The organism is Clostridioides sp. ES-S-0010-02 (genome assembly GCA_020641055.1).
Taxonomy (GTDB): Bacteria; Bacillota; Clostridia; order Peptostreptococcales; family Peptostreptococcaceae; genus Clostridioides.
On the sequence record CP067345.1, the window covers coordinates 1193599 to 1215135 of the forward strand.

Annotated in this window: 23 protein-coding genes; 19 read left to right on the plus strand and 4 right to left on the minus strand. The window is 29.1% G+C overall.

Translation table 11 applies throughout. The annotated features are described in order from the left end of the window. The first annotated feature begins 4 nt into the window (after positions 1-4). From aspS to JJC01_05705, 7 genes are all read left to right on the plus strand, one after another. On the plus strand, positions 5-1792 hold the full coding sequence (aspS, locus tag JJC01_05675; protein ID UDN59349.1) for an aspartate--tRNA ligase: 1788 nt from the start codon (positions 5-7) through the stop codon (positions 1790-1792). Between the two features lie 333 nt (positions 1793-2125). Next, complete coding sequence (locus JJC01_05680) at positions 2126-2878, plus strand: GntR family transcriptional regulator (protein UDN59350.1); 753 nt, start codon at positions 2126-2128, stop codon at positions 2876-2878. Between the two features lie 24 nt (positions 2879-2902). Continuing rightward, positions 2903-3316 carry a PTS mannose transporter subunit IIC gene (locus tag JJC01_05685; protein UDN59351.1) on the plus strand — a complete coding sequence of 138 codons (414 nt, stop codon included), beginning with the start codon at positions 2903-2905 and terminating at the stop codon, positions 3314-3316. A gap of 3 nt (positions 3317-3319) precedes the next feature. Beyond that, positions 3320-4063 (plus strand): membrane biogenesis protein, encoded by a 744-nt coding sequence (locus JJC01_05690; GenBank protein UDN59352.1) that lies wholly within the window; start codon positions 3320-3322, stop codon positions 4061-4063. After that, a complete protein-coding gene (locus tag JJC01_05695) occupies positions 4063-4533 on the plus strand; it encodes a PTS sugar transporter subunit IIB (protein UDN59353.1) in 471 nt (156 codons plus the stop codon). Before JJC01_05690 ends, JJC01_05695 begins: the two co-directional genes overlap by 1 nt. Before the next feature lie 16 nt (positions 4534-4549). Continuing rightward, positions 4550-5308, plus strand: coding sequence for a PTS sugar transporter subunit IIC (locus JJC01_05700; GenBank protein UDN59354.1), 759 nt, complete (start codon positions 4550-4552; stop codon positions 5306-5308). After that, the gene (locus JJC01_05705; protein ID UDN59355.1) at positions 5292-6134 is read left to right on the plus strand and encodes a PTS system mannose/fructose/sorbose family transporter subunit IID; all 843 of its coding nucleotides are present in this window, start codon (positions 5292-5294) and stop codon (positions 6132-6134) included. The genes JJC01_05700 and JJC01_05705 overlap by 17 nt, the downstream gene beginning before the upstream one ends. A gap of 6 nt (positions 6135-6140) precedes the next feature. Here JJC01_05705 and JJC01_05710 read toward each other — a convergent pair whose 3' ends face one another. Beyond that, the gene (locus tag JJC01_05710; protein ID UDN59356.1) at positions 6141-6338 is read right to left on the minus strand and encodes a hypothetical protein; all 198 of its coding nucleotides are present in this window, start codon (positions 6336-6338) and stop codon (positions 6141-6143) included. Between the two features lie 505 nt (positions 6339-6843). On the opposite strand from JJC01_05710, the gene JJC01_05715 reads away from it, so the two are divergent. Next, the gene (locus tag JJC01_05715) at positions 6844-8076 is read left to right on the plus strand and encodes a cytosine permease (protein UDN59357.1); all 1233 of its coding nucleotides are present in this window, start codon (positions 6844-6846) and stop codon (positions 8074-8076) included. Positions 8077-8089: 13 nt separating this feature from the next. Further along, positions 8090-8896, plus strand: a complete 807-nt coding sequence (locus tag JJC01_05720) for a carbon-nitrogen hydrolase (protein UDN59358.1) — start codon at positions 8090-8092, stop codon at positions 8894-8896. 121 nt (positions 8897-9017) lie between these two features. Here JJC01_05720 and JJC01_05725 read toward each other — a convergent pair whose 3' ends face one another. Next, entirely contained in the window at positions 9018-9887 is an 870-nt protein-coding gene (locus tag JJC01_05725; protein ID UDN59359.1) for a LysR family transcriptional regulator, read from the minus strand. Positions 9888-10058: 171 nt separating this feature from the next. Between JJC01_05725 and JJC01_05730 the strand changes: the two genes are divergently transcribed. The 6 genes from JJC01_05730 to JJC01_05755 all read left to right on the plus strand — a co-directional run bounded on the left by JJC01_05730 (position 10059) and on the right by JJC01_05755 (position 15423). After that, the gene (locus JJC01_05730; protein ID UDN59360.1) at positions 10059-11120 is read left to right on the plus strand and encodes a DUF917 family protein; all 1062 of its coding nucleotides are present in this window, start codon (positions 10059-10061) and stop codon (positions 11118-11120) included. Positions 11121-11384: 264 nt separating this feature from the next. Further along, positions 11385-12320 (plus strand): DUF1177 domain-containing protein, encoded by a 936-nt coding sequence (locus tag JJC01_05735; protein ID UDN59361.1) that lies wholly within the window; start codon positions 11385-11387, stop codon positions 12318-12320. A 109-nt stretch (positions 12321-12429) separates the two neighbouring features. After that, on the plus strand, positions 12430-13857 hold the full coding sequence (locus tag JJC01_05740) for a cell wall-binding repeat-containing protein (protein ID UDN59362.1): 1428 nt from the start codon (positions 12430-12432) through the stop codon (positions 13855-13857). Between the two features lie 373 nt (positions 13858-14230). Continuing rightward, a complete protein-coding gene (locus JJC01_05745) occupies positions 14231-14632 on the plus strand; it encodes a hypothetical protein (GenBank protein ID UDN59363.1) in 402 nt (133 codons plus the stop codon). Positions 14633-14674: 42 nt separating this feature from the next. Further along, a complete protein-coding gene (locus tag JJC01_05750; protein ID UDN59364.1) occupies positions 14675-14968 on the plus strand; it encodes a metal-sensitive transcriptional regulator in 294 nt (97 codons plus the stop codon). Between the two features lie 14 nt (positions 14969-14982). Then, positions 14983-15423: a SoxR reducing system RseC family protein gene (locus tag JJC01_05755; GenBank protein UDN59365.1), complete on the plus strand. Its 441-nt coding sequence runs from the start codon at positions 14983-14985 to the stop codon at positions 15421-15423. Between the two features lie 88 nt (positions 15424-15511). Here the strand turns inward: JJC01_05755 and JJC01_05760 are convergent, their stop codons facing one another. Both JJC01_05760 and JJC01_05765 read right to left on the minus strand, forming a co-directional pair. Next, complete coding sequence (locus JJC01_05760; GenBank protein UDN59366.1) at positions 15512-15985, minus strand: threonine/serine exporter family protein; 474 nt, start codon at positions 15983-15985, stop codon at positions 15512-15514. Further along, on the minus strand, positions 15985-16773 hold the full coding sequence (locus JJC01_05765) for a threonine/serine exporter family protein (protein UDN59367.1): 789 nt from the start codon (positions 16771-16773) through the stop codon (positions 15985-15987). Before JJC01_05765 ends, JJC01_05760 begins: the two co-directional genes overlap by 1 nt. A 316-nt stretch (positions 16774-17089) precedes the next feature. Between JJC01_05765 and JJC01_05770 the strand changes: the two genes are divergently transcribed. The 4 genes from JJC01_05770 to JJC01_05785 all read left to right on the plus strand — a co-directional run bounded on the left by JJC01_05770 (position 17090) and on the right by JJC01_05785 (position 21435). Continuing rightward, positions 17090-18334 (plus strand): serine hydroxymethyltransferase, encoded by a 1245-nt coding sequence (locus tag JJC01_05770; GenBank protein UDN59368.1) that lies wholly within the window; start codon positions 17090-17092, stop codon positions 18332-18334. Positions 18335-18581: 247 nt separating this feature from the next. Continuing rightward, on the plus strand, positions 18582-19679 hold the full coding sequence (locus tag JJC01_05775) for a UDP-diphospho-muramoylpentapeptide beta-N-acetylglucosaminyltransferase (protein ID UDN59369.1): 1098 nt from the start codon (positions 18582-18584) through the stop codon (positions 19677-19679). Next, positions 19670-20368, plus strand: a complete 699-nt coding sequence (locus JJC01_05780) for a polysaccharide deacetylase family protein (protein UDN59370.1) — start codon at positions 19670-19672, stop codon at positions 20366-20368. The genes JJC01_05775 and JJC01_05780 overlap by 10 nt, the downstream gene beginning before the upstream one ends. A 2-nt stretch (positions 20369-20370) precedes the next feature. Next, positions 20371-21435 (plus strand): flippase-like domain-containing protein, encoded by a 1065-nt coding sequence (locus JJC01_05785; GenBank protein UDN59371.1) that lies wholly within the window; start codon positions 20371-20373, stop codon positions 21433-21435. Positions 21436-21537: the final 102 nt, after the last annotated feature.

The following is a 21537-nucleotide window of genomic DNA, read 5'->3' on the forward strand; positions in this document are numbered from 1 at the left end:
TATCTTGGAAACTTTAAAGGGTTTAAAGAGAACTCACTACTGTGGAGAGTTGAGAGAAAAAAACATAAATGAAGAAGTTGTACTTATGGGATGGGTACAGAAAAAAAGAAACTTAGGAGGACTTGTATTTGTTGATTTAAGAGATACAAGTGGATTATGCCAAATAGTTTTTGATACAGATGTAGATAAAGAAGCTTTTGAAAAAGCTGAAAAATTAGGTGCTGAGTTTGTAATAGCAGTAAAAGGAAAAGTATGCGAAAGACAGTCTAAAAACCCTAACATGCCAACTGGGGACATAGAGATATTTGCAACTGAACTTAGACTTTTAAATAAATCAGAAACTCCACCTATTTATATAAAAGATGATGATGATGTTTCAGAAGCACTAAGACTAAAATATAGATACTTAGACTTGAGAAAATCATCTATGCAAAGAAATTTAAAGTTAAGACATAAAGTAATGAATATTACAAGAAATTACTTATCAAATAATAGATTTTGTGAAATAGAAACACCATTTTTAATTGCTCCAACACCAGAAGGAGCAAGGGATTATCTTGTACCAAGTAGAGTTAATCCAGGTAAATTTTATGCATTACCACAATCACCACAATTATACAAACAATTATTAATGGTAAGTGGTATGGATAGATATTTCCAAATTGTTAAGTGTTTTAGAGATGAAGACCTAAGAGCTGATAGACAACCAGAATTTACACAAATAGACTGTGAAATGTCTTTTGTTGAACAAGAAGATGTTATGAGTATGATTGAAGGATTACTTGAAGTTATATTTAAAGAAGTTTTAAATGTAGAATTGACACTTCCACTTCCTAAAATGACTTATGCAGAAGCTATGGCTAGATATGGTTCAGACAAACCAGACACTAGATTTGGTTATGAACTAACAGATATATCTGATGTCGTTTGTAATTGTGGATTTAAGGTGTTTGCTGATGCTACACAACCAGGAAAAAGCGTTAGAGGTATAAATGTAAAAGGAAAAGCTGACGATTTTACTAGAAAACAAATATCATCATTAGAAGAACATGCTAAAACATATAGAGCAAAAGGGCTTGCTTGGATGAAAGTAGGTCAAGATGGAGTAACTTCTCCAATAGCAAAATTCTTTAGCGAAGATGAAATGAATGCTATACTTACAAGAATGAATGCAGAAGCAGGAGATTTACTTTTATTTGTAGCTGATAAAAACTCAGTAGTATTTGATGCTTTAGGACAAGTTAGACTTGAAGTGGCAAATAGACTTAATATACTAGATAAGAATGTATATAATTTATTATGGGTAACTGAATTCCCTGTTTTTGAAGAAGATGAAGAAACAGGTAAGTTTGCAGCAATGCATCACCCATTTACATCACCTATGGATGAAGATTTAGATAAACTAGAAGATGGAGATAAAGCATCTTTAAGAGCTAAAGCTTATGACATTGTATTAAATGGATATGAAATAGGTGGAGGAAGTGTTAGAATATCAAATTCAGATGTTCAATCAAGAATGTTTAAGGCACTTGGGTTTACAGAAGAAAGAGCTAATGAGAAGTTTGGTTACTTATTAGAAGCATTCAAATATGGAACTCCTCCTCATGCTGGTCTAGCTTTTGGGCTTGATAGACTTGTTATGTTGCTTGCAGGAGCTGAAAATATAAGAGAAGTTATTGCATTCCCTAAAAATCAAAATGCTGTTTGTCCTATGACAAATGCTCCTACAGTAGCAGATGATGAGCAATTGGATGAATTAAGTATAAAAGTTGATATAAAAGATAAAGAATAATATATGAATAAGAAATAATATATAAAAGACTGTCGCACTAAAAATAGGGTGACGTCTTTTTTTTGTACTATTTAATAGTAATAATTGTCAATTAAAAGTAACATTAATTATTATTTACACAATTCTAAAAAAGAATTCTGTTAGATTAATAATCCAAACTATTCCTACCTGATACTACAAACAATAAAATACTATATTAGACAAAAAAATTAAAAAATTACCAAATTAAAAATTATTTAAAAATAAATTGACAACGATTTCGAGTTGTTATAATATGTAATAAAGAACTTGTTATATAATGTTATAAAAATACTACATGAGGGGGTGAGTAAAATGGATGAAAAAAAGCAAAAAAAAGAAATGGACTTAGAGGTAAATTCATTTATTCCTTTGTACCAACAACTATATGACAACATAAAAAAACAAATAGCAGCTGGTATATATAAGCCAGGAGATAAACTTCCATCTGAAGTAGACCTATGTAAGGAGTTTAATATAAGTCGTATAACTGTGAGAAATGCGCTTAATGAACTTGTAAAAGAAGATATATTATGTAAAAAGCGTGGAAAAGGAACTTATGTAACTATTCCAGAGAGAATAGAAGCAACATGTGCAGGAAATAGTTTTACTAATTCTTGTCATCGTATTAATGCAAAACCAAGTACTAAGATAATCTCTATTTTGATAAAAAAAGCTGATAAGCAGGTGGCTGAAGCTTTAAATATTGAACTAGAAGAGAAGATAATATGTATTAAAAGACTTCGATTAATAGATGAAGTACCTGTTATTTTTGAAGTTGATTACTTTAGAATAGATTACATGTTTTTATTAAAAGAAGAGCTGGAAGATAAGTCTTTAATGGAAGTTATATCTAATAATATAAGTACACTACCTAATCGTGTGGAAAATATATTTGAAGTAAAACACTCAAACAAAGAATATTCTGACCACCTTAAATGTGCAAGCAATATGGCATTATTAAAAGTAAGACAATTAGTATATACAGAGAATAATGATGTTTTATATTACAATGAACAATTTATAAGAAGTGATAAGTATAAATATGCAGTATCAGCAGAAATATAATTTACACTTAGGAGAGGAATAAATATGAGAAAAATAATATTAGCGTCTCATGGAGACTTTTCAAAAGGGCTTTTAGATTCAGTAAAAATGATAGTAGGAGATTTAGCAAATTGCGTTAATTCATACAGTTTATATCCTGGACAAAGCGCTTCAGATTTTGCTTTAGAGTTAGAAAAAACAATAGTAGAAGATAAAGAATGTGAATATATAATTTTATCTGATTTATACGGAGCAAGTGTATGTACTGCTATGTTAAGGTTAACTAAGTTACATAATGTTAAGCTATTTTCAGGAATGAATTTAAATATGGTATTAGAGCTTCTTACAAGATTTTCTGATAAATTAACAACTGAAGATGCAGAACAGTTAGCAAAAGAATCTAGAATGGGAATACAAAATGTAACATTACAAATAAATGAAGAAGAAGAGGTATTTTAGTTTATGGACAATAAGGGAATATTATCAGTTTTTAAAAACAAAAAGCCAATTATAGCAATGATACACCTAAAGGGAGATACTTCAGATGATATTTTTGAAAGAGCTAAAAAAGAAATTAGTATCTTAGAAGCAAATGGTGTAGATGGAATAATGTTAGAAAATTACTATGGCAATTACTATGATTTAGAAAGAATACTTGAATATGTATCTAAATCTAATTTGTCAATACCATATGGAGTAAATTGCTTAAATGTTGATACTATGGGATTTGAACTAGCAACAAGATATAATGCAAGCTATGTACAAGTTGACTCTGTAGTAGGTCATGTCAAACCTAGAGATGAGGCTACTTTAGAAGAATTTTTCAAATTACACCGCTCAAAATGTCAAGCTTATTTAATTGGAGGGGTACGTTTTAAGTATCAACCAGTTTTATCAGAAAATACTGTTGAAGAAGATTTAAAGATAGGAATGACAAGATGTGATGCTATAGCAGTTACAGAAAATGCTACAGGGCAAGAAACATCAATGGAAAAAATAGAATTATTCCGCAAAAATGTAGGAGATTTCCCTTTAGTTATTGCAGCTGGAGTTACATTAGAAAATGCAAAAAAGCAGCTTGAGATAGGGGATATGGCAATAATAGGAAGTTACTTCAAAGATAATTACCAAGACTTTGGAGATGTTAGTGCAGAACATGTAAAAACATTTATGGATGAAATAAAAAAAATTAGGGAGGAATTATAATGATTAAATTAGTAAGGGTAGACCACAGACTTATACATGGACAAGTAGCATTTACATGGACAAAGTTTTTAAATACAGATTGTATATTAATAGCAAGTGATGAACTATTAAAGGATGATTTAAGAATGGCAGGGCTTAAAATGGCTAAGCCATCTAATGTCAAACTTGTAATGAAAAGTATCGCAGATTCTATAAAAGCACTTAATTCAGGTGTAACTGATAAATACAATCTTTTGATACTTTGTGAATCTGTAGAAGATGTTTATAGACTATCTAAAGAAGTTAAATCTATTAAATCAATAAACCTTGGTGGAACAAAATCAGATGATAATCGTGAAAATATATCTAAAGCAGTTCATGTATCAAAGGATGATATAAACATGATTAAAGAATTAGATTCAGAAGGTGTAAATGTATTCGTACAATTAGTTCCTGATGATGATGCTACAAATGTAATGAAACTAATATAATTTTAGGGGGATAAAAATGGAATTTACACAAGTTATTCTAATAACTCTAATTGCATTCTTTGCATATATGCATTGTTTTGTAGGTTCTACAATGCATAATAGACCTATAGTTGTTGCACCACTTGTTGGTTTAGCACTAGGAGATTTACGTACAGGTATAATAATAGGGTCAACATTAGAACTAGTATTTATGGGTGCATTCCCAGTTGGAGCAAGTAATCCTCCTGACTTTGTATCTGGTTCTATTATTGCTACAGCATTTGTAATATTAACTGGTCAAGATGTATCAGCAGCAGTTGTACTTGCAGTTCCTATAGCAACTTTAGTATTACTTATAGACAACTTCTTAATGACAGTAGTACTTACATGGGGAGCTCATCTTGCTGACCGTTATGCAGAAGATGGTAACATTGAAGGCGTAGAACGTATACAATTATTATTTGGTATAGGCAATAAATTAATACTAGCAATAATAGTAGGTACAGGATTCTCATTAGGTGTTCCAGTAATAGAAAAAATACTTTCATTTATACCATCATATGTAATTCATGGTATGGATGTTGCAGCAGGCGTGATACCAGCAATAGGTTTTGCCATGTTAGCTAGAATGATGCTTAATAAGAAAACGATAGCATTCTTATTATTAGGTTTTATAATGGTTGCTTATTTAAAAATAACAGTAACAGGAGTTGCATTATTTGGATTAGCAGTAGCTTTAATATATGTTAACTTTTTAGGAGAAAAGGAGGTAGTAGTAGATGACAACGAATTCTAAGAAATTAGAAACAATTTCGCCAGATAGCAAAATAACAAGAAAAGACTTTTGGAAATGTTTTAGAAGGTCTTTAACATTAGATTCATCTTGGAACTACGAACGTATGCAAAACATAGCATATGCATATACGATGGCACCAATAATCCGTAGATTATATAAAAATGATAAAGAAAAAAAATCTCAAGCTTTAAAAAGACATCTTGAATTTATGTCAGTTACACCTCATATAAGTACTCTTTTAGTTGGTATATCTGGAGCTATGGAAGAAGAAAATGCAAAAAATGAAGAATTTGATGCAAAGAGTATAAATGCTGTTAAGTCAAGTTTAATGGGTCCAGTTTCTGGAATAGGAGATTCATTTTTCTGGGGAACATTAAAGCTTATAGCAGCTGGAGTTGGTATAGCTTTAGCTTCTCAGGGGAATATAATGGGTCCAATTTTATTCCTTCTAATAATAAATATTCCTCACTTTATTATTCGTTATATATGTTTAGATAAAGGATTTAAGTATGGAACTCAATTTTTTAAAGATGTAAGTGGTTCAAATATAGTCTCAAAAGTTATGGAAGCAGCATCAATGCTAGGACTTATGGTAATTGGAGGGATGACCGCCTCTAATGTAATACTAAAACTTAGTGTTAATGTAGGGAGTGGAGAATGGGCAGAGCCTATTCAAACTTACTTAGACCAAATAATGCCATGTATGCTTCCAGCTATGATATTTGGAATTATGTATTGGTTATTAGGAAAAAAAGTCAAGACAACTACGATATTAATTTCAGTTATGATTATTTGTATAATATTAGCTGCAATTGGGGTAGTATAAGTAAAATTATGAATATGATTTTTGATAATCTTTTCTACAATTGAAATATATAAAGGGGGGGCGTACTAAAAAATAGGCGATTCCCCTTTTGAATAAAAAGTAAATACTAAGTTCAAATAAATCACCAATTTTATGCCTATAGTGGCAAGCACCTTTTTCTTTTTTATCCATTAAAGTTATCTTTATCTTTGGTCTTCTAGCCATAATCTTACACATCCTCCTTTGTATTCATATTCAATATAATAAAAATACTGTATTTTAAAATTTTATCATGAATTCGTTTTTAAGTAAATTTTGTTTTAAAAACTATTTTTATAATAATAATCAGAAAATTTAGACTAAATTTGATTAGTAAAGTTGTAATAAATTCACTAAAAATAAGTTAGAATAGGTGAAAATTGAAGTATTTATAAGCCTCATAAAAAATATTTGGGAATAAATTACACACTATAAAATTTTAATAAAATAAGTATAATTCTAATAAAACTGAAATAAATTTAAAATATGTGTGAATAGTCTAAATTTAAATAATAATTTTAGACTATTTATCTATCTATAACTTAAATTATATCAAATTGATAATAAACTATATATTATACTTTTTTGTAGAGTAGAATTATAATTATAGAAAGAAAAAAAACTATCAAGGGTGAAAAAAATGTAGAAAAAAGTAGAAAAGATTCTTTTACAAAGAAAGGGAGGGATAATCTTGCAAGAGAGAGAAGAATTAGTTTTAAATCCAGTTCCAAAAGAGGAAAGAGTTGGATGGTTAGCTCCATTATTTAATATGCTTGGCTCTAATATAGCCATATCAGAATTAATGGTTGGAGGAACCTTAATTTTAGGAATGACTCTTTCCAATATGATTATTACATCAATTATAGGGAACTTAATATTAGTCGCAATTATTATGATACAAGGTTATATTGGTTGTAAAGAAGGGTTAAATACATATGTATTAGCTAAGGGGGCATTTGGAGAGATAGGTGGAAAATATCTAATATCTCTATTGCTTGGAATAACTAGCTTTGGTTGGTTTGGTGTACAAGCAGGAGTTGCGGGATTATCAGTACAAAAAATATTTCCAAGTGTAAACTTAACTCTAGTCACAGTTATACTTGGATTATTAATGGTAGTTTTCGCTTTGTATGGTTTTAAGGCAATGGCTAAGTTTAATTACTTAGTTATACCACCACTTATAATATTAATGGCTTGGGGAGTTTTTAAAGCTTTTTCTACTTATGGAGTTGAAGCTATCTACAATTACACTCCTCAAACAACAATGAGCATGGTTGAAGGATTAAATATGGTTGTTGGTCTTATCATAGTCGGTGCGATTATATCACCTGACCAATTAAGATATACAAGGGGAGTAAAAGATATTTGGATAATTGGTTTTTTAGGATTAGGTATTATTTCATTGTTCCAACAAGTTGCAGCAGGTGTAATGTCTATGGGTGCTCCTACTTGGGATATAACAGAAGTATTGGCTAATTTAGGATTTGGATGGATAGCATTTGTTATTTTAATACTTGCATCTTGGTCAACCAATGTATCAAATGCCTATTCTGGTGGATTGGCACTAAAAACTATTTTTCCAAATGTAAAGAGAAATGTATTAACTTTAGTTGCAGGTCTAATAGGTACAACAATAGCAGCTACTGGTATAATATTCAAATTCCAATCGTTCTTATCTTTCTTAGGAATAGCAGTTCCAGCTATAGCAGGAATTATGTGGTGTGAATATTATTTTATACAAGGAAGAACTTATAAACACAGAGAAGGAATAAATTGGATTGCAGTAATAAGTTGGTTAATTGGTTTTGCAGCATCATATTATACTTCAAAAATAAGTTTCTTAATACCACCAATAAATGGAATTGTAGTAAGTATGATTCTTTATTATATACTAATGAAATGTTTTGGAAGTAAGGATAAATAAAGGGGGAATTTGTATGAGTCGTAAAGTGAAAATAGGTATAATTCAACAGCATAGTGTACTTGGAGATGTTAAAAAAAATATAGAAAAAGCAGTAGAGATGATAGATGATTTGGGAAATCAAGGTGCAGATATTATTTGTTTGCCAGAATTATTTGCTACAGGATATAACTTAGAATATTTAGGTGGAATTAAAACATTAGACCTAATAAGAGAACATAACAAATACATAGAAGAATCAATGTCAGAAGCAGCTAAAAGAAATAATGTATACCTAATATCTCCATATGGAACTTTAGAAAAGGACTCTACACATGTTTTCAACTCAGCTGTTATATTCGATAGACAAGGTAATATGATGGGAGAATACTGTAAAAATCACCTATGGTCATTAGAAGCAGTATACTTTAAAGCAGGGGAAAAAGTAGATGTATATGATGCTGATTTTGGTAAATTTGGTGTAATGATATGCTATGATGCAGGATTCCCAGAAGTGGCTAGAGAGTTGACATTAAAAGGCTCTGAAATAATATTTATACCTTCTGCATGGAGAATACAAGATGAAGATATGTGGGATTTAAACGTATCTCAAAGAGCTTTAGAAAATACTGTGTATACAGTAGGAGTAAATTTAGTAAGTAATGACCCTAATTTGATACTGTTTGGAAAGAGTAAAATATGCAATCCTAGAGGAACTATAATAAGTCAATTAGATACATATAGAGAAAAATATATATTAGCAGAGATTGACCTAGATGAAATAGAAAAATATAGGAACGATATTCCATACTTAAAAGACAGAAAAAATAGTTACAATATATAATTTTACATTATATGTTAAGGTACAATTTTGATAAAAAATAAAATAGGAGGATATGTCAAACGCTAAAGATAAAGTTATTAACTCTGTTTGATATATCCTCTTTAATAATACCAGCTTTGGTTTAAAGGTTTTTGAAATAGTTTATAAGAAAGTCTTTGAATAATAAGACTGCTTTAGATGCATAATTCTCACTAAACCATGAAAGATTTAAATATCTTTTAAATTCAATATCTTTTATATGTAATAGTTTAATTTCAGGGTCTCGAGATAAGCCCCATGATTTTCCACATATAAATCCAACTCCTTGAAGTGATTTTATAAGAGCATAGATTGTATATGGAGAATCGGATTCAAAGGCTATTTTGGGCTTGAAATTAGCTGATTCACATAATATATCTATTATTTCTCTGTAATTCTCACCTTTAGTTATAACTATAAAATTTTCATCTGAAACTTCATTTAGATAAACCTCATCTTTTAAAGATAGAGAGTGGTTTATTGAAACTCCTAATAATATTTCCTCACAGGTTAATGTTATATTATTTTCTGAGTTTAATTTTGTAAATGAAGAAGATATATACAAATCAAAATCACTTTTCTTATAAGACGATGGTAGAGTATGTGAAACATTAAAGGTAATATTAGGATATAGTTTTCTAAAGTTGCTCAAAAGTGGCGGTAATACATTAGCAGCTGCTGTAGCTAATATTTTTACTTCACCAGAGTTTTCTAAGGAAATATCTTGTAATTCTTTTTTTGACATTTCTACTAAATCTAAAATACTATCCACCCTTTTTAGAAATAATCTACCATACTCATTTAGTACAATATATCTTCCTTTTCTATCAAACAACTGAACTCCAAGTTCTTTTTCTAAAGAAGATATGGTTTTACTTAAAGCTGGTTGTGCTATATTTAGTTTTTGTGATGCTTTTGTTATGTGTTCCATTCTAGCGACAGTTTGAAAATACTTAAGATGCAATAAATCCATAATATAAAATACACCTCTTTTAATATAACTTGAATTATATAAATTTGATAATTAATTATATATTATACATTATAATACAAAGCTTGTATAATAAACTATAATATGGCATAAAGTTATGTAAATATTTACTAATACATTTACATAATCTAACTAATAAAGGAGATATTTAATATGAAATTAACTAAGGAAATATTAGAATATGCTTTAATAGGAGGTACAATTTTAGGTGGAGGAGGTGGTGGTGCAAAGGAAAGTGGAAGAGAGATGGGGGAATATGCCTTACAACATGGATTTCCAAATCTAATAAGTATAGATGAATTACATGATGATGCAATTGTCTTAAATGTATCAGCAGTAGGAGCTCCAGCAGCACCACTCAAGTATGCTGATAATGATGATTATATAAATACAGTCAAGATATTTATTGATAAACTAGGATTAGATATACAAGGTATTATTACAAATGAAAATGGAGGATGTGCAACAATAAATGGATGGCTTCAGTCTTCTGTACTTAAAATACCACTAATAGATGCACCTTGCAATGGTAGAGCCCATCCAACAGGCCTGATGGGGAGCCTTGGATTACATAGAGATAAAACATATAAGTCTTATCAAGCTGTGTCTGGTGGAAATCCAGAACTTGATAATCATATAGAGGGATTTGTAGAGGGTTCTTTAAATAAGACAGCAGGACTTGTTAGACAGTGTGCTGTAGCAGCAGAAGGTTTAGTTGCTGTAGCTAGAAATCCTGTAAAAGCATCTGTTGTAAAAGAAAATGCTGCTATAGGAGGTATAAGCCATGCAATAGATTTGGGTAGAGAGTTTTACTTAGGTTTAGAAATATCAAAAGATAAAGCAATAAACAACGTTGTCGAATTTTTGAATGGAGATGTAGTTTCAGAAGGAACAATAGAAATTTTAGAGTTAGAAACTATAGGTGGATTTGATGTAGGTAAATTGATTGTAAATGGTTATGAGGTAACTTTTTGGAATGAATATATGACAATAGAAAAAGAGAATAATAGAATAGCAACATTTCCAGACTTAATTATGACTTTTGATAAAAACACAGGCATGCCTGTTACATCAGCAGAAATCAGAGAAGGGCAAGAGATAGTTTTAATAAAAACTTCTAAAGAAAATTTAAAACTTTCAATAACAATGACACAAGAAGAATTATTAAAAGATATAGAAGATATATTAAATAAAAAAATAATTGGAGTTAATTAGGATATGTAGTAATTTGATTGATTGAAGAATTAAAATTAATTAAATTTAATGAGCAATATAATACCTATAAAACTATAAATAAAACAAATACTTAGGAAAAAGTTTATAAAAATAAAAAAATAAATAAGATATTAAATATAATAAGAAAAAGTTTATAAGAATATAGATAAAATAAAAAAATGCTGTAATATTTATAAAAATAAAAGTAAAAATATTTAAACAAAAACTATAAATAAAAGAAATAAAATTGGATGGTGAGCAAATATGATGTTAAAACAAGTTTTGGAAGTTTATGATATTATTGATAGCGCAGAAGTAGATGGAGAATGTGTAAAAAAATATTTGGAAAGCTATGGTGGGAAGAATATATTAGTAAAAACTTTAGGTACAGAAAAAGGGTCTACTGACTTAGTAAAGCTTACAATACCAGGAAAAAATGGAAAATCATCAGGAGGAACAGCTAAGACATTAGGTGTTTTAGGAAGACTAGGAGGAATTGGAGCAAGACCAGAAATGATGGGTATGGTTTCTGACGCTGATGGAGCTTTAGTAGCAATAGCAGTAGGAGCAAAATTATTGGACATGCAGAATAAGGGAGATTTTATTGATGGAGATGTAATAGTTTCAACTCACATATGTCCAGATGCACCTACTAAAGAACATAAACCAGTTCCATTTATGGATTCTCCAATTGATATGAGAACTATGAATGAAAATGAAGTTGATTTAAGCTGTGATGCTATATTATCAATAGATACAACTAAAGGGAATAGAGTTATAAATACAAGAGGTTTTGCTATATCTCCCACAATAAAAGAAGGGTATATTCTAAAAACAAGTAATGATTTATTAGACATAATGCAGACTACTACAGGAAGACTTCCTTACGTATTTCCAGTGTCAATACAAGATATAACTCCATATGGAAATGGTTTATACCATATAAATAGTATTCTTCAGCCTGCTGTAGCTACAAAAGCACCTGTAGTAGGAGTTGCTATAACAACTGAGACAACAGTTGCTGGATGTGCAACTGGAGCAAGTAATTATTCTGATTTAGAGAGTGCAGGAAGATTTGTTGTTGAAGTAGCAAAACACTATTGTGGTGGAAATTGTGAGTTTTATGATGAACATGAATGGAATATTTTAATGAATAGATATGGAAGCTTAGATAAGTTTCAAACTTTTGGAGAAGAATAAAGTTGTCTTTTATTGATGTTTTAGAATGGATGATATAGGCTAAATTATTGTGATATAATATTTAGAGTAAATAAAAATTGTAGATATAATAATTTTAGGGGGAGTTAATATGAAATCAACAAAATCAATATCATCAGTATTGTGTTTATCTCTAGTTTTAAGCTTATCATCAATATCATATGCAAATGAAGTGGGTAGAACGGCAACAGAAAATACTTTAATAGGTAAAGATAGATATCAAACAGCTATTGAAGTAAGTAAAGAGGGTTGGAGTAGCACAAATGAAGCTGTAATAGTGAATAGTGAATCTATTGTAGATGCATTATCTGTTACACCATTTGCTAAATTAAAGAACGCTCCAATACTACTTACAGAAAAAAATAATTTAAATTTACAAACAAAGAAAGAATTAGAAAGATTAGGTGTTAAAAAAGTTTATATAATTGGACTATCTGGTTCTGTATCAGATAATGTAGAAAAACAACTAGAATCTAATAACTTAACAGTTGATAGAATTGGTGGTAGTGACAGACATCAGACAGCTTTAAACATAGCTAAAAAGATAGAAGGTTTAAAAGACATATCAGAAATAGCTGTGATAAATGGATATACAGGTCTTGCAGATGCAGTTAGTATAGCTTCTGTAGCTGCTACTAATGGTATGGTTATACTTCCGGTTTCTGATGCATCTGGAGTGTCTAGTTTTAAGGATTTTATAGCTTCTAAAAATATAAGTAAGTCATACATAATAGGCTCTACTAATGCTGTATCAGATAAAATAAAACAAAGTCTACCAAATTCAGAAAGAATAGGTGGAGCAGATAGAAATGAAACAAATGGAAAGGTAATAGAAAAATTTTATACATCAAATGACTTAGATAATGTATTTGTAGCTAAAGATGGAATGAAAAAACAAAATCAACTTATAGATGCTCTAGCAGTAGGTGTATTGGCATCAAAAGAAAATTCTCCAGTACTTATAGTAGGAGATAAATTGAGTGCAACTCAAAAGAGTATATTTACAAATAAAAAGGCGACTGCTATAACTCAAGTTGGTAGTGGTGGAAATGAAAATGCATTTGCAGAACTAAAAGATTTACAAGGGAGTAGTACTGGTAAGAAAGTAATGTATGTAGCTAATACAGATAAAGTAAATGTAAGAAGTGATGCTACAATAGAAGCTTCTGTAGTGGGTTATCTAAACAATGGTGATGAAGTAGAAGTTTTAGAAGTACTAAAAACGGGATGGGTTAAGATAAAATACAATGACGATATTGGATATGTCAGTGGATCTTATCTAACAAGTAATAAACCTAATAACAGCAGTGAGAATGTTAAGATAAAATATGTAAAAGAAAAAGATGGTCTAAATGTTAGAAAAGGACCAAGTACGGAAGATGAAAAAATAGGACAACTTCCATATGGAAGTAAGGTAGAAACTGTAGAAATGTTTGCTACTGGATGGGTAAAAATAAAATACAATAGTGGATATGGTTATGTAAGTAATGATTACCTATCTGATACACCAGTTATCTAAACTTATAGATAATAAACAATAAAGAGACTGTCTTAATATTAATGACAGTCTCTTTATTGTTATGAAATGTAGATTTTAATAATGATTTATATTTTGATAACCTAACTTTAGAAGTTATTATTGTAGATATTATTAATATATAAATACTTAAAATCCGATGCTTAATACCAAAATTGCATATTAATATGATGAGATAATTTAAATATAAATAATTTTATCTAATTATTATTATAAATTAAGTAGTAATATAAAAGAAATAGCTAAAATGAGTCCTTTTATTTTTGTTTTTTGTATCTATTTGGTATAATAGTATTGAAACATATAATAATTTAGATAAAATTTCTTAAGAGAAATACTATGAGGAGAACATAAAATGAAAAAATGTCTTTACTGTAATAGGGATATAAAGTCACCAAATAATAAATTGGCTATAAAATACGATGACAATACCAATATATATCCATGCCGTACAGAATGTAAGGAAAAAATTGAAGAATATATAATAAAAAAACCTACTTATAAGTTTATAAATATATTGGAGGTTCTTTTAGGTGTAGGTGGAATATTTTGCTTTTTGAGCAAATGGACTATTGCAGCCCAAATTGTACTTGGAATTGACGCATTAGTTATATTTTTATTTCCATTAGCAGGGTTTAAGATGAATGGTAAATTAAGTATGGAGCAAACTAAGCATCAGAGCAGGTCTATAGCAATATCAATTTTAGCATTTATAATAGTAATAACTGTATTATATTTTAAGCAAATTGGTAAGTAAATCATAATTGTATAGAACATCATAAGAGTATGAGGTGAGTTTATGGAAGAAAGAAAATTAGCACCAAACAATGAGCGAGAAGCTCTTATAAAAAGATTAAAAAGAATAGAGGGTCAAGTTAAAGGGATACAAAAGATGGTAGAAGAGGAACGTTATTGTGTTGATATATTAGTTCAAATATCTGCTATAAGGTCTGCTATAAATAGAGTGGGTACAATTATTTTGGAAAATCATATAAAAGGATGTGTAGCAGAAAGTATCAAACATGATGATAGTGAAAAAACTGAAGAGATGATAAAAGAACTTATGGATACCATAAATAAATTTACAAAATAAGGGGGCGATTAGGTATGAATCAACAAGGATTTATTATGGAGATTGTTGATGATAGAACTGCAAAATTAAAAATGCAAAGACACTCAGCTTGTGCTGCTTGTGGAAAATGTGCTACTGCTGACTCATCAGAGTCAAAAGAGATATTAGTAGAGGTAGACAATACAATTGGTGCGAAGGTTGGTGACCATGTAGAAGTAAGTATGGATAACATGAATGTATTAAAAGCAGCTGTGATGGCTTATATAATACCTCTTGTAGCACTTCTTGTTGGAACAATAGGAACATACTATATATTGGGAGCAATTGGCATGACATCTGGCGTTGAAGCGATAAGTGGATTAGTTGGGATTTGTCTTACAATAATTTGTTATTTGTATTTAAAGAAGAATGATAAAAAATTTAGAGATAGTAGAGAATTTATACCAGTAATCACAAGAATCTTAATTGACCTTTAAAATGATTATAATTTAAAAATAGCAATGTACTCTTATAAACACTTAATGTATATTTATAGGATTTGGGTACATTGCTATTTTTATATTTTTATTTTGATTTTCTTTGAGGAATAAAGTTCTTTCGTATTTTTAAAAGGTTTAATGTTCTTACAAAAGAAGTTACAACCAATACACCAAGCGATATTGCAGCACTTAAAAATAGTGCATCAGTACCTTTTGACATAGCTAAATCATAATTTTTTTGAATTAAAGATAACATTGTATTGTATAATCCAATTCCTGGTATCAGAGGAAGAATACCTGGAATTACAAATACAATAGCTGGTTGCTTTAGTTTTCTAGCCAATATCTCACTACATGCTGAAACCAAAGCGGCAGCTATAAAGCCCGCAAAAATTGAGTTTGTAGTGAAATTAAATAAATATACATACACAATCCAACCAACTCCACCAGTTATTCCAGCTGGAAGAAGTAGATAAAGTGGTGCATTAAAAAAAACAGCAAATCCAGCAGTTGCAATGCCTGAAAATAAAAAATGTAAAATCATTGACATATCAGTCATTAGAAAGGACCTCCAATTCTATACCATGTATCAAGGACAAAACCGACTCCAGAAGCAATTGCAATAATAATCATAGCAGCATCGAAAGCACGAGAAATTCCTGATATTAAATTACCTGATATTAAATCTCTGATGGCTTTTATAAAAGCAACTCCTGGGAGTAGTGGCATTATTGCTCCAACTATAAGCATTTTAGGGTCATTCAAAATACCTATTTCAACTAGTAAAACTCCTGAAAGTGCTATTAAAAAAGAAGATACTAAACATGAAAATGCAGATATTGCACTTATCTTCATGGTTTTATCATAAGTAATTGCAGCAAATATTGCTATTATAAATGTAAGAATAAAATTTAATATATAATTCCCTCCAAGCAAGCAAGCAAAGCAAGCAGATGCAATTCCTGTACAAGAGTAAAACAACCATAAAGGATAAGGTTTTACCTCTTGAATTTCATAAAGACGTGCAATAGCAGTATCAATATCATATTCTTTATCATTTACAAATTCTCGAGAAAAACTGTTTAATAAGGAAATCTTATTTAAGTTTATACCTCTTGATTGAATCGTTTTCATAAACGAAAAACCGTCAAATTTTTCATCTGAAATAATTATTACTGTAGGAGTTGTAAAAATATTTACATGATAAAATCCTCTTGACCTGCATATTCTAAGGACACTGTCTTCAACCCTAGATGTTTCAGCTCCATTTTTTATCATAAGTTCCCCTACAAATAGAGCTAATTTTAGAATATTTTTTTTATATTCAAGTTCCTCATTTTGATTCATAAATACACCTCCAAATTAAAAAACATAATATTGAAATTATATCAAATTTTTAAGTAATATTCCTTATATATATATAAATTATATTATCTTTTTTTATTTAAAAATAGTCACATCTAAATTATATCCAATTAAAAGAATTAGACAATATTATTTATTATATTTTAACTTAAAATACAGAAAGAAAACATGTAAAAGTAGTAAAACACTTGACTATTAATTTATAAAAGACTATAATAATAAATTATCATATTGATAAAAACGAAAATTATGAAATGTCTGTAAAAGTAAAATTTAAATAATAACTAGGAGGAGTAATATGTTTGAGAACTTGAAAAAAGCGGACCCTGAGATTTATGAAAGTATGAAAAGAGAGTTAAAAAGACAACAAAGGAATATTGAGTTGATAGCATCTGAAAATATAGTATCAGTTCCAGTAATGGAAACTATGGGAAGTCATCTTACTAATAAATATGCAGAAGGTTACTCAGGCAAAAGATATTATGGTGGATGTGAGTACATAGATGAAGTTGAAACTCTTGCAATAGATAGAATTAAAAAGATATTTGGGGCAGAACATGCTAATGTTCAACCTCATTCTGGAGCAAATGCAAATATCGGTGTATATTTTGCTATGCTAAAACCAGGTGATGTTGTTATGGGAATGAATTTATCTCAAGGTGGGCATTTAACTCATGGTGCTCCAGTTAATATTTCTGGTCAATATTATAAATTTTATGAATATGGAATAGATAGAGATAGTGGACTTATAGATTTTGATGATGTTAGAAAAATAGCACATGAAGTAAAACCTAAAATGATAGTTGCAGGAGCAAGTGCATATCCTAGAGAGATAGATTTTAAAAAATTTAGAGAAATAGCTGATGAGGTTGGAGCATTACTTATGGTAGATATGGCTCATATAGCAGGTCTTGTAGCTGCTGGTCTTCATCAAAATCCATGTGAGGTAGCTGATTTTGTTACAACAACAACTCATAAAACTTTAAGAGGACCTCGTGGAGGAGTTATCCTTTGTAAAGAAAAATATGCTAAAGCTATAGACAAAGCAATATTCCCTGGAATTCAAGGCGGACCTCTTGAGCATATAATTGCATCTAAAGCAGTATGTTTTAAAGAAGCTTTAAGTGATGAATTTAAAACATACCAACAACAGGTTGCTAAAAATGCAAAAGCTTTAGCTGAAGAACTTATTAAGAGAGATTTTAAATTGATTTCTGGAGGAACAGATAATCACTTAATATTATTAGATTTAACTAATAAAAATATAACTGGTAAAGCAGCAGAAAAAAGATTAGATGATGCTTACATAACTGCTAATAAAAATACAATACCATTTGATCCAAATGGCGCACTTGTTACAAGTGGAGTAAGACTTGGTACTCCAGCTGTAACTACTAGAGGCATGAAAGAGGAAGATATGGCAGTAATTGCTGAGGCTATAGACCTATGTTTAACTTATGATGAAGAATCTAAGGCAAGAACATTGGTTGTTGGTTTAACTGAAAAATATCCTCTATATGAAGAATATAATATTATGGATTAATTAAAAGTATAATTAAATAAGACATATCTAAAGAATTAAAATGATAGTATTTATGTTTAAGTATGTTTATAAAGACAAAACCCAATTAATTAGGAGATAGCTTCCAATATTAATTGGGTTTTGTCTTTTTTAATTAAAACTTTAAGATTTCTTAAGAATTATACTAGGTTTTTCTAAAGATTTAAAGTTTATACTTATAAATATAGTAATTAAAGGTATTTAAAGGCTTTAATGAGGAGGGAATCTTATGAAAGTATTAATTCTTACAGGAAAATTTGGTATGGGTCATTACTCAGCATCAAACTCTTTAAGTGAAGATATAAAAACAAAATTTAATAATTCTGAAATAATAATTAAGGATATATTTGAATATATTATGCCTAACTACTCAGATAAAATGTATAAAACTTTTTCTATTCTTGTAAATCGGGGAAGTAGTCTTTATAATTTATTTTACAAATGCACTGAAAATGGTAAAAAAGATATAAAATTTACATTTTCAGATTATTTCTTAATTAAATTAGACAAGTTACTTAATGAAATACAACCAACAGTAGTTATTTCAACTTTTCCATTTTGTTCTCAAGTAGTATCAAGATATAAAGAAAAGTATAATTCAAATCTTCCTTTGATAACATGTATAACAGATATAAGTAGTCATTCAGAATGGATTAGTAAAAATACAGATTGTTACTTAGTGGCTAGTGAATCTACTAAAGAAGAACTTATTTTAAAAGGAATAGATGAAGATAAAGTAAAAGTTAATGGTATACCTGTAAAAAAAGAATTTAAAAAAATAGAACATATAAATCATTTAGATAAAAAAAACATCCTCATAATGGGTGGGGGCTTAGGTTTATTGCCTAAGTCAGAACAATTTTATAGAGAACTAAATAGTTTAGAAGGAGTAAAAACTACTGTAATAACTGGTAATAATAAAAAAATGTACTATAAATTGTGCAATAGATATGAAAATATTGAGGTTGTAGGCTATACTAATGAAGTATACAACTATATGGAGAGTGCTGACCTTATTATTTCTAAACCAGGTGGAATAACATTATTTGAAACAATTTACTCAGAGCTTCCAATATTAGCATTCAATCCATTTTTGCAACAAGAGATAAATAATGCTGATTTTATACTAAATAATGGAATTGGAAGAATACTTGATAAAAATAAAAAATACTATGTAGATGAGATAAAAGACTTAATCTATGATGATGTTACACTTAAAGAAATGAGTTTGAATATGAAAAAACTTAAAAAACAATTTGATAATAATTCATTAGAAAATATTTTATTTTCATTTGATGGACAAGGAGTGTGTAGAGAATGTATGTAGTAGGTTTAATTATAGTTGTTGCTTTGATTTTTTTAATCCATTCAATTATACCTACATATTATAATAAATTATTAAATAAAGATGTATTGAAAAATATGACTGAGAAGAATGAAATTGCTCTTACATTTGATGATGGACCAGACAAAAGATATACAGAAAAATTGTTGGATGTACTAAAAGAAAATAATATAAAGGCCATGTTTTTCGTAGTGGCAAAGAATGCTGAAAAAGAGCCTGAAATTATAAAAAGAATGTTAAGAGAAAATCACATAGTTGGTTTACATTCACTAGAACATAAGAATGCATGGCTTTATAGTTATAATTATGTTAAAAAAGATTTTATTGAAAGTACAAATACAATGAAAAATTTAGGTGTAGATGTAAACTACTATCGTCCACCATGGGGTCATACTAATATATTTTCATATCAATTTGTTAAAAAATATAACTTAAAGATGACCTTATGGGATGTAATGGCAGAAGATTGGAGTAAAGATAGTACAGTAGAGATTATAGTAAATAAGTTAATAGATAGAACAAAAGAAAATTCTATAATTTGTTTGCATGATGCAGGAGAAAACTCAGGAGGAGCAGTTGGCGCACCTGAACGTACTATCGAAGCATTAAAGATAGCTATTCCAAAACTCAAAGCTAGTGGTTTTAAATTTGTAACACCAGAAAGGATGTAGTTATGATAAGTAAAACTGAAAAGAAAAATAAGTGTCTAGGTAGTGTAACCTTCTTAGTTTTACTAATGGGTATAACTGGATACTTTGTTTTTAGAGGTCAATCAATTGAATCGTTAATAAAATCATTAAAAGGTGCAAGTCCTGTGTTTATATTAATTGGATTTGCAATGATGTTTATATATGTTGCTTGTGAAGGTATAAATATATATTTAGGTATAAAGGCTTTAAATCAAAAAACTACATTTTTAAAATGTATGGGATATGCGTTTGTTGGATTTTATTTTAGTTCAATTACACCTTCAGCGTCTGGAGGTCAACCAGCGCAAGTTTATTACATGAAGAAAGATGATATAAACATATCTTATTCTTCACTTATACTATTAGTTATTGTTGTCATTCACCAAGTTGTTGTATTGGCATATAGCGGAATAATGTTCATTATGGAACGTGAATTTATACTAAACAATGTAAGAGGAATGAGTATTTTATTGATATATGGTGTAATAACGAATGTTGCTCTTGTTGTTGGAGTAATTGCAGTTATATTTTCAAAAAAATTAGTAAATAACTTCATAATATTCATAACGAATTTATTAGGAAAATTAAGAATAATAAAAGATGTTGAAGGTTCACGAAAAGTGATAACTTCTCAAATTGAAGAATATGTTAAAGGTGCTCAATATATAAAACAAAATCCAAAGTTAGTAATTAAGATTTTACTTATAACTATTGTGCAAATAACAGCTATGTTTTTAGTACCATTCTTTGTATATAAAGCTTTCCATCTATCAACATATACTGTGTTTGAAATATTAGCAATACAATCATTACTCAATATTGCTGTTTCATCTTTACCATTACCAGGAGCTGTTGGGGCATCTGAAAATAGTTTTATGACATTATTTAAGATATTTTTCCCAGGGCATTTATTAGTGCCAGCGATGTTACTTAGCAGAGGAATAAGTTTTTATGCATTCGTTGCTATAAGTGGTTTAGTATGTATTGTAGCACATGTTAAATCTTCTGAAAAAGTTAAGTCAGTAAAAGAAGTTGTTTATGTAAGATAGTATTGTATAGTTTATTTTTTACATCAAGGATATGTGTGTACGTTTTGATTAAACTTTGAGCATACTTACAATAGTAGAAAGTATTAAAACGTATGACATTGC